General features: G+C 72.5%; 12 protein-coding genes and 1 pseudogene. 7 read left to right on the top strand and 6 right to left on the bottom strand.

The features are described 5' to 3' along the window. Positions 1–170 precede the first annotated feature (170 nt). Both BMY97_RS38870 and rpmJ read left to right on the top strand, forming a co-directional pair. The gene (locus BMY97_RS38870) at positions 171–1,310 is read left to right on the top strand and encodes a VWA domain-containing protein (RefSeq protein WP_425425396.1); all 1,140 of its coding nucleotides are present in this window, start codon (positions 171–173) and stop codon (positions 1,308–1,310) included. Positions 1,311–1,395: 85 nt separating this feature from the next. Continuing rightward, on the top strand, positions 1,396–1,518 hold the full coding sequence (gene rpmJ / locus BMY97_RS38865) for a 50S ribosomal protein L36 (protein WP_091627732.1): 123 nt from the start codon (positions 1,396–1,398) through the stop codon (positions 1,516–1,518). Between the two features lie 64 nt (positions 1,519–1,582). Here rpmJ and BMY97_RS38860 read toward each other — a convergent pair whose 3' ends face one another. Next, positions 1,583–2,056 (bottom strand): TetR/AcrR family transcriptional regulator, encoded by a 474-nt coding sequence (locus tag BMY97_RS38860; RefSeq protein ID WP_091627845.1) that lies wholly within the window; start codon positions 2,054–2,056, stop codon positions 1,583–1,585. Between the two features lie 6 nt (positions 2,057–2,062). Between BMY97_RS38860 and BMY97_RS49440 the strand changes: the two are divergent. Then, positions 2,063–2,428, top strand: a pseudogene (locus BMY97_RS49440) (alpha/beta fold hydrolase); the annotation flags it as partial. A 533-nt stretch (positions 2,429–2,961) separates the two neighbouring features. On the opposite strand, the gene BMY97_RS38850 reads toward BMY97_RS49440, so the two are convergent. The 5 genes from BMY97_RS38850 to BMY97_RS38830 form a co-directional block, all read right to left on the bottom strand. Next, on the bottom strand, positions 2,962–5,304 hold the full coding sequence (locus tag BMY97_RS38850) for a polysaccharide lyase 8 family protein (RefSeq protein WP_177231747.1): 2,343 nt from the start codon (positions 5,302–5,304) through the stop codon (positions 2,962–2,964). Between the two features lie 115 nt (positions 5,305–5,419). Further along, positions 5,420–6,874 (bottom strand): aldehyde dehydrogenase (NADP(+)), encoded by a 1,455-nt coding sequence (locus tag BMY97_RS38845; protein ID WP_091627726.1) that lies wholly within the window; start codon positions 6,872–6,874, stop codon positions 5,420–5,422. A 32-nt stretch (positions 6,875–6,906) separates the two neighbouring features. Continuing rightward, positions 6,907–8,052: a hypothetical protein gene (locus tag BMY97_RS38840; protein WP_091627724.1), complete on the bottom strand. Its 1,146-nt coding sequence runs from the start codon at positions 8,050–8,052 to the stop codon at positions 6,907–6,909. Positions 8,053–8,056: 4 nt separating this feature from the next. Next, on the bottom strand, positions 8,057–9,313 hold the full coding sequence (locus tag BMY97_RS38835) for a glucarate dehydratase family protein (RefSeq protein WP_091627721.1): 1,257 nt from the start codon (positions 9,311–9,313) through the stop codon (positions 8,057–8,059). Then, positions 9,313–10,254 (bottom strand): 5-dehydro-4-deoxyglucarate dehydratase, encoded by a 942-nt coding sequence (locus BMY97_RS38830; RefSeq protein ID WP_091627718.1) that lies wholly within the window; start codon positions 10,252–10,254, stop codon positions 9,313–9,315. The genes BMY97_RS38835 and BMY97_RS38830 overlap by 1 nt, the downstream gene beginning before the upstream one ends. 221 nt (positions 10,255–10,475) lie before the next feature. Here BMY97_RS38830 and BMY97_RS38825 point away from each other — a divergent pair, with 221 nt between their 5' ends. The 4 genes from BMY97_RS38825 (at position 10,476) to BMY97_RS38810 (ending at position 15,163) form a co-directional block, all read left to right on the top strand. Then, complete coding sequence (locus tag BMY97_RS38825; protein WP_091627716.1) at positions 10,476–11,291, top strand: IclR family transcriptional regulator; 816 nt, start codon at positions 10,476–10,478, stop codon at positions 11,289–11,291. 89 nt (positions 11,292–11,380) lie between these two features. After that, entirely contained in the window at positions 11,381–12,205 is an 825-nt protein-coding gene (locus BMY97_RS38820) for an NAD-dependent epimerase/dehydratase family protein (RefSeq protein WP_091627712.1), read from the top strand. A 67-nt stretch (positions 12,206–12,272) separates the two neighbouring features. Further along, positions 12,273–13,157: a helix-turn-helix domain-containing protein gene (locus BMY97_RS38815; protein WP_091627709.1), complete on the top strand. Its 885-nt coding sequence runs from the start codon at positions 12,273–12,275 to the stop codon at positions 13,155–13,157. Between the two features lie 95 nt (positions 13,158–13,252). Further along, the gene (locus BMY97_RS38810; protein WP_091627708.1) at positions 13,253–15,163 is read left to right on the top strand and encodes a maleylacetate reductase and hydroxyquinol 1,2-dioxygenase domain-containing protein; all 1,911 of its coding nucleotides are present in this window, start codon (positions 13,253–13,255) and stop codon (positions 15,161–15,163) included. The last annotated feature ends 2 nt before the right edge of the window (positions 15,164–15,165 follow it).

Below are 15,165 nucleotides of genomic sequence, written 5' to 3'. Positions count from 1 at the left end.
GACCACCCGCCGCACCCGCCGGGGCGAGCCCACCGGCCGGACCAGCTGAACCGGCAGGCCGCATCGGATCAGCCGAACCGGCCGAACCCGCCCGGCCGAACCCACCGACCGGACCGGCAGACGCCGCCGGGCTCGCCGGGCCGGGCGGGTCGGCAGCCATCCCAGACCGGTTGCGCCGCTGGCGGCTGGTGCTGGGCGGGGGTGACGACGGCACCGGTCGCGTGCTGTCCGAAGAGGACAGAGGTGTCGACGCGGTGTTGTCGGCCCTCTACGACGAGCGGGAGGAGAGCACTCGCGGCGGCGACCGGCGCGGGGCGAACCTGGCGGCGTCGGCGCCGCGGGTGGCGCGGTGGCTGGGCGATATCCGGCGGTACTTCCCCGGCTCGGTCGTCCAGGTGATGCAGCGCGACGCCGTCGATCGGCTCGGGCTCACGCGGATGCTGCTGGAACCGGAGCTGCTCGCGGCCGTCGAGCCGGACGTCCATCTGGTCGGCACGCTGCTCTCACTGAACGGCGTGCTGCCCGAGGAGACGAAGGAGACCGCGCGCACCGTGGTGCGGACCGTGGTCACGCAGCTCGAAGAGCGGCTGGCCGAGCGGACCCGCGCGGCCGTCCGCGGCGCGCTCGACCGGGCGGCCCGCACCCAGCGCCCGCGCGCGGCCGACATCGACTGGGCGCGCACCGTGCACAAGAACCTGAAGCACTACTCCCCCGAGCTGAAGACCATCGTGCCCGAGCGGCTGGTCGGGTTCGGCCGGCGTCAGCACAGCGTGCAGCGCGAGGTGATCCTGGCCGTCGACCAGTCGGGCTCGATGGCGGAATCGGTGGTGTACTCGGGTCTGTTCGGCGCGGTGCTGGCGTCGATGCGGGCGCTGAGCACGAAGTTCGTCGCGTTCGACACCGCGGTGGCCGACCTGACCGAGCACCTCGCCGACCCGGTCGACCTGCTCTTCGGCACCCAGCTGGGCGGCGGCACGGACATCAGCCGCGCGCTGGCCTACTGCCAGGGCCTGATCGAACGCCCCGAGCAGACCCTGCTGGTCCTGATCAGCGACCTGTACGAGGGCGGGGTGCGCGAAGACCTGCTCCGCCGCGTCGGCGAGCTGGTCGGCTCGGGGGTCCAGGTGGTGACCCTGCTGGCCCTCTCCGATTCCGGCGCCCCGTTCTACGACCACGAAAACGCCGCCGCCCTCTCGGAGCTGGGCGTCCCGGCCTTCGCCTGCACCCCGGACCTCTTCCCGGACCTGATGGCGGCCGCGATCCGCGGCGAGGACCTGGCCCGCTGGTCGGCCGCCGCCGCCGCGACCTGAACCAAGCGACACGACGACACCCGGGACTAAACCGACCGGTCATGCTGTTGAACCGGCTGTCAGACTTCCAGAGAGGACGGTAGCCATGAAGGTTCGCACGTCGGTCCGCTCGCTGGCCCGCCAGCCGGGCGCCCAGGTGATCCGCCGTCACGGCAAGGTTTTCGTGATCAACCGGGACAGCCCGCGGAACAAGGCCCGCCAGGGCTGAGCCGTTTCGCCCAGCGCCGTCCGGTCCCTCGGCCGGGCGGCGTCGTCGTGTCCGGGGCCGGGAGTCAGCCGTCGGCCAGACGCTGGATGGTGGTGGCCAGCCAGGCCTGGAGGTCGCCGGGGTCGCCGAGTTCGGCCCGCAGGACCCTGCGGCGGGTCGAGACGCCGAGGACAAACGCGTCGATCGCGGCGGCTCGGCTGCGGGCTTCCGCGTCGTCCAGACCACTGTCACGCAGGTAGCGGTGCAGCGGGTCCTCGCCGGGCGCGCCGAACCAGCGCTGCACGATGCTCGCCGCGAGGCGCGTGCCCAGCTCGGCCCGATCGCCGTCGAAGGAGTCCGCGACCGGGATCTCCACCCGGGTCGCCGCCAGGAAAAGACCTTCCTTGCTGCCGAAGTACCGCGTGATGAGATTCGGCGACACGCCCGCCGCGTCGGCCACGCCCTTGACCGTGATCGTCGCGTACCCGTACTGGGCGAATTGGCGTTGTGCCTGCTCCAGGATCCGCTGCTGGGTGGCGGCGGCGTTGCGCGAAGTCACGACCCCGTGGACCGACGACGGGACGCGCGGCATCACCGGCGCCAAGCTCGACGAACTGCTCGAACGCAGCGGGCCGCGGAGCCCGGCGCGCCGGTCGTCGTGCTGCTGCACGGCTGGCCCGACTCGGTGCTGCGGTTCGAACGTCTCCTGCCGCTGCTCACGGACGTGCAAGTGGTGGCGCCGGCGCTGCCGGGCTTCCCGTTCGCGGCCCCGCTCACCGCGCCCGGCATGTCGGCCGGCCGGATCGCCACGATCGTCGCGGACGCCCTGGCCGCACTGGGTTACCCGCGGTACACGGTGTCCGGCGGCGACGTCGGCGCCACCGTCGCGGAACTCCTCGCGGCCGGACACCCGGACCGGGTAAGAGCCCTGCACCTCACGAATATCGCCCCGCAGCACGCGTTCACCGCGGACCCGGCGAAGCTCGCGCCCGACGCGGCGGCCTACCTCGGCCGGGCGGCACAGTGGTTCCGGACCGAGGGCGGCTACATCGCGGAGCAGTCGACGCGGCCGAACACCCTCGCCGTCGCGCTCGGCGACTCACCGGCCGGCCTCGCGGCGTGGATCGTCGAGAAGCTCCAAGCCTGGTCCGGCGACGCGGCCTTCACCCCGGACGAGCTTCTCACCTGGGTCACCGCCTATTGGGTCAGCGGCACCGCCACCTACGCCGAGCCGGTCACCCTCCCCGACCGGATCGACACGCCGACCGTGCTTTCGGTCTTCCCGCACGACACCAAGCCGGCGGTCACTTCGCCGCCGGGGAACAGCCCGAGGCCTACGCCGCCGACGTACGCCGCGCGATCAGGCTGGGCGGCTGAAGCTCCCGATATGACTCCGCCGGACCGGGTCGGGGTACACCGGCCCGGCGGAGAGTCTTACGCGACACCGCTGTGCCGCTGCGCATTTCAGCGCAGCGGCACCACCTGGGTCGCACCGAACGTGCCCTTGAGGGGCACCTTGACTGTGCTACGCCGCACCGTCACCTCGACGCTGTCCTGGAGCTGCGTCGGATCGGACACGGCGATCGACCAGCTGCCGCCGCTCCGCCCCAGTGCCACCGACGCCGGTCCTGAGACAGTTACCTCATCAACAGTACCCGCACCGTAGAAATTAGCGAGCAGCGTGTGGTCCGCCAGCCGAATCGCCTGCGCTCCAGCGGTGTTCGCGCGCACCCGCCAAGCCAGCACCGACGCGACAGTCCCCACCACCGACGCGCCCGGCAGCACCGCGTACGCGTAACGGGCGTCGGCGGGTTTCACCCCGTGCTCGATCACCAGCTTCTGATACCGCCGGGTGTACGGGTCCGTGGTGCCTTTCGTGTTGGCGCCGGTGTCGACGTCGCGCCAGGTGCCCGTGCGATCCTCGCGCAACGCGGTGACCTGGGCGTCTTCGAGCAGCACGTAACCGGCGACGCCGTCGAGGTGCAGCCAGCGCGGCTGGCGCAGCGCGTTCGCCTTGCCCGGCGCGGTGGAGATGAGGCGGGCGTCGGCCAGCAGGGTGCCCCGGCCGTTCTCGCCGAGGTTGCGGTTCTCGATGGTGGTCCGGACCTGCTGGCCGGACGTGTCGGTGATCCCGGCGCCGAGGCAGACGATCCCGGACGGGGTGAAGAACCAGGACTTCTTCGCCGTCAAAGTCCCGTCGGCGGAAACGAAATCCATCGCGTACGCGCCGTGCCGCGCGTCCCAGCGGACGCCGCCGACGTGGGCCTTGGTGCTCAACGGCGTGGCGCCGAGCGCGCCGGTCGGACCGGTCTTGGTGGTGGTGCCGGGCAGCAGCAGCGGGTCGACCGTCGGCCAGTACGCGTCGGAGTAGTGGCCCTTCGCGTTCGGCAGGAACGTGTAGAGCACCCCGTCGCCGACGTACCAGCCGTGCTGGTTCATGCCGTTGATCGACTCGTAGCGCGAGATGCGCGTGGAGCCGACGCCGAGCGCGCCGGACCAGCCCTCGGTCACGTGCACCATCCGGTCCTGCTGGCCGAAGATCCGGTGCGTGGCCACGATCTTCGCCGGCCGCGGGCGGGACGCCAGCATCTCCTGCGCCAGCTCGATGCCCGGCGTCGCCACCAGGTCCGGCCCGGGCGCGAACCGCTCGGGGTCCGGGATCCGCAGGAACGGCGCGTACGTGCCTTCGCCGATCCACTTGGCCGCGAGGCCGGACAGCTCGTCCTTCGCCGCACCGGTGGCCGAACGCGCCAGCACCAGCGTGGAAACGGTCAGCTGGTGGCCGATGTCGTGCCCGGTTTCGCCCTGGCGCGAGAGCATGCGCCCGCGCACCGGCTCCATCAGCGCGCCCGCGTAGACGAACGGCGCGAACGTGTCGCCGACGAGCGCGTACACCTTCTGCTTGAGGTCGTCCGGCAGCGCGTAGCCGGTCCCCTCCGTGACGTGGATGGCGCCGGCCAGCGCGGTGAGCAGCACGATGCCGTAGTGCCCGGGGTACGGGATGGTGTCGTGCTGGATGAACGAGCCGTCCACGTGGAAGCCGTCGCCGGCGGCCTTGTCGAGTTTCGCGACGACGCTCGCCGCGCCGCCGCCCGCGACGTCGGTGATCGCGTCGATGCCCGTCTTGATCCACGCCGCGTCGCCGGTCAGCGCGCCCGAGACGATGGAGATCAGCGCCTTGTCCGCCCGGTTCGCGCCGGTCTCGACGACCGAGGGGTTGTTGGCCCGCACGTTCGGATTGCCCACGAACCGCTTGATCGGGCTGACGTAGCGGGCCAGCTCGTCGGCGGTCAGCTCACCGGCGACCGTGACGAGCGTGTGCAGGACGTAGTACGGCACCCCGATCTCATACGTGTACCAGTTGCCGATCTCGCCGACCTGCGGGTTGTACTGGCTGGTGTAGATCAGCTCGAGCGCCTGCTTGATCCGGGCCAGCACCGCCGGGTCGCCGGACAGCGTGCCGCCCGGGGTGCCCCAGTCGACGGCGATGGCGCGCAGCCGCCCGTACATCGACGTGGTGTAGTCGCTGCCCGGCCCGAGCGGCAGGTCGGTCCACAGTGGACCGCCGGTGACCGTCATCGTGTCGTTGTAGGACTTCGCGACCCGGCCCAGGTTCGTCAACGCCGCGGTGCGCTCGGGCGAGGGCCGGTTGATGCCGGTCTGCAGCTCGCGGTACCCGGCCACGATGGCCTGGTACGGATCAGGGGTGGGGCCGGCCGCGAAAGCGGGCCGGACGGTGCCGGCCAGCGCGACCGCAGCGGCCGTGATGGCGCCGCCGCGCAAGGCGGTTCTCCGGTTTACGGGCATGACAGTGCCTCCCAGGATCAAGACGTCCTTGGCTTGCGGGGACCCCGGTGAGCGGCGGACGGCCCCTCACCAGGGGTTGGGCGGCGGCGGATTCAGTTGTGGGAGCGGGAAAAGCTCAGCGGGCCCCGTCCGTGCGCCGCGGCAGCTGCCACGGGTTGTCCTCGCGCAGCGGCTCGGGCAGGAGCGCGTCGGGGAAGCCCTGCCAGGCGACCGGGCGCTGGAACCGCTCGATCGCCGCGGTGCCGACCGACGTGGTCGTCGGCGCCGTGGTGGCCGGGTACGGGCCGCCGTGCTGCTGCGCCCAGCTCACGGTGACGCCGGTGGGCCAGTCGTTCCAGAGCAGCCGTCCGGCCAGCCGGGTCAGCGGCGGCAGCAGCGCGCGGACGTACTCGGCCTCGTCCTCCTCGCCCTGGATGGTGGCGGTGAGGCCCGGCTCCAGCGTCTCCAGCACCTCGATCAGCTCGGCCTGATCGCGGTAGGTGACGATCAGCGAGGCGGGGCCGAAGTGCTCCTCGCGCACCGCTTCGCCGCCGGCCAGGAACTCCTTCGCGGTGGTGGCGAGCAGGCTCGGGGTGAATTCCTCGCCCTGGTGCGTGCCGTCCACGATCGTCTCGACGCCCGGCGCCGAGCGCAGCTCCGAAAGCTTGTGCGCGAATCCGGACGCGATGCGCTCGTTGAGCATCGGCTGGCGCGCGACCCCGGAGACGGCCTCGCGCAGGGTGTCCTCGAGGTCGTGGCCCTCGGGCAGGAGCAGCAGGCCCGGCTTGGTGCAGAACTGGCCGGCGCCGAGGCTGAACGAGCCGCTGTACGCCTTCGCCACGGCCTCGCCGCGCGCGGCGACCGCGCCCGGGGTGACCACCACCGGGTTGACGCTGCCCAGCTCGCCGTAGAACGGGATCGGCGTCGGGCGGGAGACGGCGATGTCGAACAGCGCGCGCCCGCCGGGCACGGAGCCGGTGAACGACGCCGCGGCGATCCGGGGGTCCTTCAGCGCCGTGATCCCCTGCTCGAAGCCGTGGATCACCGCGAAAGCGCCCTCGGGAGCGCCGGCGGCGGCCAGCGCGGAAACGACGATTTCGCCGGTGCGCGTGGACAGCTCCTCGTGGCCCGGGTGCGCCTTGAGCACCACCGGGCAGCCCGCGGCCAGCGCGGACGCGGTGTCCCCGCCGGCCACGCTGAACGCGAACGGGAAGTTGCTGGCCGCGAACACCAGCGCCGGCCCGATCGGCACCAGCACGCGGCGGATGTCCGGGCGCGGCCCCATCGGCCAGTCCGCGTCGGCGTGGTCGACGGTGGCGCCGAGGAAGGCGCCGTCGCGCAGCACCCGGCCGAACAGCCGCAGCTGGAACGTGGTGCGGGCCAGCTCGCCCTTGAGCCGCGGCGCGGCGGGCAGGTGGGTCTCGGTGTGGGCGAGGGCGATCAGCGCTTCGGCCTCGGCGTCGAGCGCGTCGGCGACGGCGGTCAGCCAGCCGGCCCGCTCGGCCGGGGTCGAGGCCGCGAACGGCCGGGCGGCGGCCGCGGCCGCGGTGAGGATCTGCTCGAGCTCCGGGGCGGAGGTCTCTCGGCTCATGGGGAACGGTTCTCCTCGGTGGATCAGTGCGTTCAGGGCGCGCGGTGGGCGGCCGCGGTGGCGGTCTGCAGGTCCGGCCGCCGGCCGGGGCCCGCCAGTCCCAGATGGTAGAGGTGCAGCTCGGTGGTCCCGGCCCGGCCGAGCTCGGTCACGTACGCCCCGATGCCGGGCACCGGGTTAGCCGCGACGGCCGTGATGTAGCTGCCGATCGCCACGTCCGCGGGCAGCGCGGCGCGGGCCGCGGCCACGGCGTCGACACTGCCCTGTCCGGGCGCCCAGTTCTGCAGGACGACCGAAGCGGCATCATCGGCAGCTGTCGGCGTGAGGCCGGGCAGCGCGCCGGTGACCCACGGGTCGAGCGCGCCGTGCAGCACGATCCGCGTGCCCGGCTCGAGCACCGCGAGCACCGCGCCGCGCAACGCATCCGTGGCCCGCTGGCGGCCGGCCAGCAGCACGTCCTTCAGCGACGCCGGGAGCCCGTCTTCGGTGACGCTCAGGTCACCCGTGTCCAGCAGCCGCCGGACCTCGGCGCGCAGCTGCTCGCGCACAGTGGCGGCGTCAAAGCCGTCCCAGCCTTCGGCGCAGGCCGCGCAACAGCAGATCGACAGCAGGCGCGCCACGGCAGGCGCCCACACGCCGTCGGTCTTCTCGTGCTGGTGCTGGTGCACCACGCCGAGTGGGCCGCAGGCCTCGAGGATCACCGACGACAGCTCCAGGCCCGCGACGGCTTCGGCGGTCAGCGTCGCGGCGTACTCGCGGACCGCCGGCTGCGCCGGGCACAACGCCCACGGGTAGCTCTCGCCGAAGCAGTTCTGCACCGTGTACTGCGGGAAAGCAGTGCCCAGCTGCGAATTATGGGTCAGCACGAGCCACGCGGCAGCCGGGAGGCCGACGGTGTTGAGCAGCCGCACGGCCTCGCCCCCGCTGTCGGGCTGCGCGACCCAGTCCGCAGTGGACGGACGGAGTTCCTGACGCTGCCAGGCTTCTTCGCGCACTGGCCGGTAAATCGCCGCGTGCCGCGCCAGCACCGAAGTGCGGTCTCCGGACGACGGCGTGGCCGCGCGGGTGCTGTGGTAGGTCAGCGCGACCGCGACCTCGTCCACCCGGAGTTCCCTTGCCCGCTCGACGAAGCCGGGCTCGAGGACGTCCCAGGAGTAGGCGTATCCGGTGACCTTCACCGCGTCACCACCTCGCCGTGTTCGGCTCGAACCCCGGGGTCCACCGGCGCATGTACGTCACGTCGTCCCGCTTCGTCAGTCCACATCGGACATAGTCCTCGTGCGCGCGGGCCAGCGCGTCGGGGTCGATCTCGATGCCCAGCCCCGGCTTGTCCGGCACCGCGACCGCGCCGTCGGCGAACTCCAGCGCGCCCGGCGCGATCACGTCGGCGGTCTTCCACGGCCAGTGCGTGTCGCAGGCGTACGTCAGGTGCGGCGTCGCGGCGGCGACGTGCACCATCGCGGCGAGGCTGATCCCGAGGTGGCTGTTCGAGTGCATCGACAGGCCCACGCCGAAGCTCTCGCAGGTCACCGAAAGCGCCTGCGTGTCCCGCATCCCGCCCCAGAAGTGGTGATCGGACAGCAGCACGCCGATGGCGCGGGCGCGGAACGCCGGCTCGATGTCGCCGAAGTTCACCACGCACATGTTGGTGGCCAACGGCATGCTCGCGCGCTCGGCCACCTTCGCCATGCCCTCGATGCCCGGCGTCGGGTCTTCGAGGTACTCCAGGACGCCGTCCAGCTCTTCGGCGACGCGGATGCTCGTCTGAGGAGTCCACGCGGCGTTCGGGTCGATCCGCAGCGGGTGGCCGGGGAACGCCTCGGCGAGCGCGCGGATGCCGTCGACCTCTTGCGCCGGCTCGAAAACACCGCCCTTGAGCTTGATCGAGCGGAAGCCGTACTCGTCGACCATCCGCTTCGCCGCGCCGACCAGCTGCTCCGGCGTGACGACCTCGCCCCAGCTGTCCTCCTTCGCGCCGATGTGGGCGCCGTACTTGTAGAACAGGTACGCGGAGAAGTCGACGGCGTCACGCGCCTTGCCGCCGAGCAGGTCGGCGACCGGGCGGCCGAGGCAGTGGCCCTGCGCGTCGAGGCAGGCGACCTCGAACAGCGCGTACACGCTGGCGATCGTCTTGCGGATGGAGAACCCGCCGATCAGGCCGTGCTCGTCGGTCAGCACGGTGCCCGCGAGCACCCGCGTGACGATCCGCTTGAGCCCCGGCAGGTCGAACACGTCGTGCCCGGCCAGCTCCGGCACCACCTTGCGGACCTCGCCGAGGAACGCCGAGTCGCCGTAAGACTCGCCGAGGCCCACCACGCCGTCTTCACACCGGACCTGAACGACGCTGCGCAACGCGAACGGCTCGTGCACGCCCATCACGTTCAGCAGCGGCGGGTCGGCGAAGGCGACCGGGGTGAGCACCACGTCCTGGATCTTCATCAGCGGCCCTCGATCCCCTTCAGCACGGCGAAACCGTCCTCGACGACCTTGCCCAGCCGGTCGATCTGCTCGGCGGTCGGCTCGATCAGCGGCGGCCGGATCGTGCCGACCTTGTCACCGCGCAGCCGTGCGGCCGCCTTCACCAGCGAGACGGCGAAGCCCGGCGTCTCGTCGCGAAGGGAGACCAGCGGCAGGTAGAAGCCGGCGAGCAGGCGGTCCATCACGGCGGTGTCGCCCTCGCCGAGCGCGCGGTGGAAGCGGTGGGCGATCTCGGGCGCGAAGCAGTGCACCGCCGAGGAGTAGCGGGCGACGCCGATGGCCGCGTACGCCTTCGCCGACACCTCGGCGGTGGGCAGGCCGTTGAAGAACAGGAACCCGTCGGAACGCTCGGTGCCCAGCGAGCGGATGGTGGTCACGATGCGGGTCATCACCTCGACGTCGCCGTAGCCGTCCTTGAGACCGACCACCGACGGGATGTCGAGCAGCTTCGCGGCCGAAGGCGCGGTGAACACGCCGGTGCCGCGGTGGTAGACGATCACCGGCACGCTCGTGTCGCCGACGGCGTAACGGACGTAGTCGACGAGCCCGGACTGCGGGCCGGTGACCAGGTACGGCGGGAGCAGCAGCACCCCGTCGGCGCCGCCCGCCTGCGCGGCCGCGACCCCCGCGCGCGCGGCCGCGGCACCGCCGCCGGCACCGACCCACACGGGGACCCGCCCGGCGGCCACCTCACGTGCTTTCGCCAGCACAGCAGCGACTTCGCCGGCCGAGAGCGAGCTGAACTCACCGGTCCCGCAGGCGACGAACAGCGCGCCCGCGCCGGCGGCCACGTGGCTCTCCACGTTCTCCGCGAACCCGTCGAGGTTCACCTCGAGGTCGTCGGTGAACGGGGTCAGCGGGAACGCCAGCAGGCCGTCCAGCTCGATCTCGGTCTGTGCCATCAGTTTCTGCTCTTTCCGTCCTCGTCGGGTGTGGCCGGGGCGGCGTGCCCGGTGCCCGGGTTCGACGATCCCACTGGTGTCCCCAGCGTGCTCGGGACACTCCCCGGTGTTCACATTCCTGAATGGAGTCTGTTATGGTGACTATGTTCATCCATAAGAATGCTGTTCGGGACGCTAATATGGCCGGAGTCACAAGTCAACGGCCGGTGGGAGGACGCACCATGCCGCAGAAGCTCGACACCGCCGTCGCGGCGAGCGGCACCACGCCCAGTGCGGAGCCCGCGGGTGTGAAGTCCGCGCGGCGCGCGATCGACCTGATCGAGACCTTCGCCGCGAACGACGTCTGGCTCTCGCTCTCGGACCTGCACACGCGCACCGGTTTCCCGCGCTCCAGCCTGCACGGCCTGCTGCGCACGCTACTGGAGGCGGGCTGGCTCGAGGCGGACGCGAACACCGCGCGGTACCGCCTCGGCGTGCGGGCGCTGATCTGCGGCACCGCGTACCTGGACCGCGACGCGATCGTCCCGTTCGCGACCGAAGCGCTGGAGCGGATCCGCGAGAAGACCGGGTTCACCGCGCACTTCGCCCGCCGCAACGCCACCGAGGTCGTCTACCTGGAGACACGCGAGTCCCAGCATTCGACGCACCTGGTCTCCCGCGTCGGCCGCACGCTGCCCACCCACGCCACGGCGCTGGGCAAGGCGCTGCTGGCCGAGCTGACGCACGACGAGATCGAGAACCTGATGCCGGCCGAGCTGCCGCCGCTCACCCCGAACACGATCACCGACATGGCGGCGCTGCACGCGGACCTCGCGCGCACCCGCGAGCGCGGGTACGCGTCGGAGAGCGAGGAGGGCACCCTCGGCGTCCGCTGCGTCGCCGCGGTGATCCCGTACCGCATCCCCGGCACCGACGCGATGAGCTGCTCGATGCCGATCGGCCAGGTCACCGACGCCGACGTCCGGCGCGTCGGCGAGCTGCTGGCCGAGACCACCGCCGAGCTCGGGCAGCAGCTGCGCCGGGCCGGCATCCGCTGACCGCCGCCACCCGTCCCCGGGCGCAGCACCGGCACTGACCGGCGCCGCGCGCGAGGGCGTTTCCCGTTCCCCTTCGCGAGAGGACCCCCATGGCAGACCAGCGCGTGCTGATCACCGGATCGGCAGGCATCGTCGGCACCCTGATGCGGCCGCGGCTGCGCCGTCCCGGCCGGGTGCTGCGGCTGCTCGACCTGGCCGCGCAGCCCGCCGCCGAGGACGGCGAGGCCGCCGAGATCGTGACCGGCTCGGTCACCGACCCGGCCGTGATGGCCGGGGCCTGCGCGGGCGCCGACGCCCTGATCCACCTCGGCGGGCACAGCCGCGAGAACTCGTGGGAAGCCACGCTGGACGTCAACATCAACGGCACCCACACCGTGCTGGAAGCGGCGCGCCAGGCCGGCGTCAAGCGCGTGATCCTGGCGTCGAGCAACCACGCGGTCGGCTTCCGCCGCAATGCGGACGCGGGTGAGGCCGGTCTGCCCGCCGACTCGAGCCCGCGCCCGGACACCTACTACGGCGTGAGCAAGGCGGCCATCGAATCGCTCGGCAGCCTGTACCACTCGCGGTTCGGCATGGACGTCATCGTGGTCCGCATCGGCTCGTGTTTCGAGACGCCGCTGCCGCTCGGCCCGCGCGGGCTGATCACCTGGCTCTCGCCGGACGACGGCGCGCGCCTGTTCGAGGCCTGCCTGAGCGCTCCTTCGCCGGGCTACCGGCTGATCTGGGGCGTCTCGGACAACACGCGGCGGATCTACTCGCTGGCCGAAGCCGAGGCGCTGGGCTACAAGTCCCTGGACAACGCCGAGGCGTACGCCGGGCAGCTCGCGGACAAGCCCGGCCCGACCGGCGCGGCCGCCGAGTTCGTCGGCGGCCCGTTCTGCACCGCGCCGCTGGGCGAGTTCAACCCGATCTGACGCGCGGCCCGGCCGGCGCCGGGCCGCCTACACTGGTCCGCACACCTCGAAGCCGAGGGAGGACAGCGTGGGCGAGCTCGGGCCGGCCGACACCAACGGCATCCTCGCCCTGCCCTGGATGCGCCCCGAGCGCACCAGCGCGGGACTGGGCTGGGAGCACGTCTACCTCTCCAAGCAGCACGAGCACCCGTACCGCGGCGAGTTCGGCGCGGCCCGCACGCACCAGCTGATCCTGCACCTCGCCGGTCCCGTCACCGTCCGCCGCCGGGCCGGCACGCCGGCCGAGCTGAGCCGCCGGATGCAGGCGCGCGAGCTGTTCCTGCAGCCCTCGGGCACCGACCTGTCGGTGGAACTGGGCGGTGAGCTGGACACGCTGCACGTCTACGTCGCCGACACCGCCGTGCAGGAGGCCGCTGGCGCCGAAGCGCCGATCCGGCTCTCGGAGGAGCTGGGCAGCGTCGACCCGCTGCTGGAGCAACTGGTGCTTTCCCTCGACGGCGTGGTCCGCGAATGGGAGCCGGCCGCCCGGACCTACGCCGACCAGCTGTGCGCGCTCGTCGCCGCTCAGCTCGCCCGCCGTCACCGGGCCGGAAACGCGCCTGCACCGGAAGAACCGCCCGCACCCGCCGCGTTGTCGGACCACCAGTTCGCACGGGTGCGGGAGCTGATGGCCGAACGGCTGGGCGAGCCGCTCGGGCTGGCCGAACTCGCGGACGCCACCGGGCTGAGCGTCAGCCGGTTCTCGCGGCGGTTCAAGGCCCGCACCGGCCTGCCGCCGCACCGGTACCTGCTGCGCCTGCGCGTGGAGCAGGCCGGGCTGCTGCTGCGCACCGGCACCGACCCGATCGCGGACATCGCCGCCCGATGCGGATTCTCGCACCAGGAACACCTCACGCGCGTGCTGCGCAGCCACCTCGGCACCACCCCCGCCGCCCTGCGCCGCGCGGGCTGAGCCGCGCGTTTCGTGCAGCCCGCACGGCCGGATCGTGCAGGAAACCACCGCGCGGGGCGCCGATACTCGACAGACCCCGCGTGGAAGGACCATCGATGTTCAGCTACACCGCCAACCCGGCCCGGGTCGTCTTCGGCAGCGGCGCGCTGGCCACTTTGCCCGACGAGGTCCGGCGCCTCGGCGTGAGCCGGGTTTTGCTGGTGGCGAGCCCTTCGCGGGCCAAGCCGGTCGCGGCGGCGCTCGGGTCACTGCTGGCCGCCGAGTTCCACGACGCCGCGATGCACACGCCGGTCGACGTCACCGAGCGAGCGCTCAAGGTCGTCGCGGACCACGACGCCGACGCGGTGGTCGCCCTCGGCGGCGGCTCCGCGACGGGCCTGGCGAAGGCGATCGCGCTGCGCACCGACCTGCCGCAGATCATCGTGGCGACCACCTATTCCGGCTCCGAGATGACCCCCGTGCTCGGCGAGACGGCCGGCGGGCGCAAGACCACGCAGTCCTCGCCGAAGGTCCTGCCCGAGGTCGTGCTGTACGACGTCGACCTGACGCTGGGCCTGCCCGTCGGGCTTTCGATGACCAGCGGCGTCAACGCCATCGCCCACGCGGTCGAGGCGCTGTACTCGGCGCAGGCCAACCCGATCGTCGACCAGTTCGCGCTGGAGGCCATCCGGCTGCTCGCCGGCGCCCTCCCCCGGATCGCGGCCGATCCGTCCGATGTGGACGCCCGCACGGACGCCCTGCGCGCGGCCTGGCTGGCCGGCTCCTGCCTCGGCTCGGTCGGCATGTCGCTGCACCACAAGCTGTGCCACACCCTCGGCGGCAGTTTCGGCCTGCCGCACGCGGAAACGCACACCGTCGTGCTGCCGTATGCCATGGCGTACAACACTTCCGGAGCACCGCAGGCCATGCGTCGGATCGCCGAAGCGCTGGGCGCGCCCGACGCCGCGACCGGGATGCACGACCTCATCGCCGGCCTGCCCGCACCGCGCTCGCTGGCGGAGCTGGGCTTCGCCGAGGCCGACCTGGCCATGGCCGCGGAGCTGGCGACATCCGCGCCGTACCCGAACCCGCGCGAGGTCACCCGCGAAGGCATCGAAGACCTGCTGCGCCAGGCTTGGACGGGCGAGCGTCCGGCCGCGGCGGCCGGGAGCCTGCCGGACGTGCGCGCGTTGACCGGGCAGGTCGTCGACAGCTTCGCCGCCACGCCGGACCCGCGGCTGCGCGGGCTGCTCTCGGACCTGGTCCGCACGCTCCACTCGTACGTGCTGCGCAACGACCTCACGCAGGAGGAGTGGGAGTACGCGATCGGCTTCCTCACGCGCACCGGCCAGATCTCCAGCGACACCCGCCAGGAGTTCATCCTGCTGTCCGACACCCTCGGCGTGTCCAGTGTGGTCGACGTGCTCACCAACTCACGCACGCCGGACACCACCCCGTCCGCCGTCCTCGGCCCGTTCTACGTGCAGGGCCCGCCCGAGACCGAGCAGGGCGCCGACCTCGCCGAGGGCCTGCCCGGCACTCCACTGTGGACCGACGTGCGGATCGTCGACCTGAACGACGCCCCGGTGGCCGGCGCCGTGGTGGACGTCTGGCAGTCCAATGAGGACGGTTTCTACGACGTCCAGCTGCCCGACCTCGACGGCCCGGTGCTGCGCGCCCGCTTCCGCACCGACTCCGGCGGGCGGCTGCGGTTCTGGACGATCGTGCCCTCGGCGTACCCCATCCCGGCCGACGGCCCGGTCGGCCAGCTGCTCGACGCGGTGGGCCGGCACCCGTACCGCGCGCCGCACGTGCACTTCATGATCGCACACCCGGGCTTCCGGACGCTGGTCACGCAGGTGTTCGTCCAGGGCGGCGACTACCTCGATTCCGACACGGTCTTCGGGGTCAAGGACGGGCTGATCGTCGACTTCGCCGAACAGTCCGGCCCCGCGCCCGACGGCCGCGAACCCGCCGAAGGCTGGCGCCGCCTCGACTTCACCTTCCGCATCTCCCCCGCCGAGTGAGC

The sequence above is a fragment of the Amycolatopsis saalfeldensis genome (assembly GCF_900110575.1).
In the GTDB taxonomy this organism is placed as follows: Bacteria; Actinomycetota; Actinomycetes; order Mycobacteriales; family Pseudonocardiaceae; genus Amycolatopsis; species Amycolatopsis saalfeldensis.
Note: the sequence above shows the minus strand (reverse complement) of the source record. Positions and strands in the feature narration are given on the sequence as shown.

Bases quoted from the DNA above. Each gene is read 5' to 3' on its own strand.
- BMY97_RS38820 (WP_091627712.1), top strand. From the start codon at position 11,381: ATGGCAGACCAGCGCGTGCTGATCACCGGATCGGCAGGCATCGTCGGC.
- BMY97_RS38810 (WP_091627708.1), top strand. From the start codon at position 13,253: ATGTTCAGCTACACCGCCAACCCGGCCCGGGTCGTCTTCGGCAGCGGC.
- BMY97_RS38835 (WP_091627721.1), bottom strand. From the start codon at position 9,313: ATGAAGATCCAGGACGTGGTGCTCACCCCGGTCGCCTTCGCCGACCCG.
- rpmJ (WP_091627732.1), top strand. From the start codon at position 1,396: ATGAAGGTTCGCACGTCGGTCCGCTCGCTGGCCCGCCAGCCGGGCGCC.
- BMY97_RS38830 (WP_091627718.1), bottom strand. From the start codon at position 10,254: ATGGCACAGACCGAGATCGAGCTGGACGGCCTGCTGGCGTTCCCGCTG.
- BMY97_RS38825 (WP_091627716.1), top strand. From the start codon at position 10,476: ATGCCGCAGAAGCTCGACACCGCCGTCGCGGCGAGCGGCACCACGCCC.
- BMY97_RS38845 (WP_091627726.1), bottom strand. From the start codon at position 6,874: ATGAGCCGAGAGACCTCCGCCCCGGAGCTCGAGCAGATCCTCACCGCG.
- BMY97_RS38850 (WP_177231747.1), bottom strand. From the start codon at position 5,304: ATGCCCGTAAACCGGAGAACCGCCTTGCGCGGCGGCGCCATCACGGCC.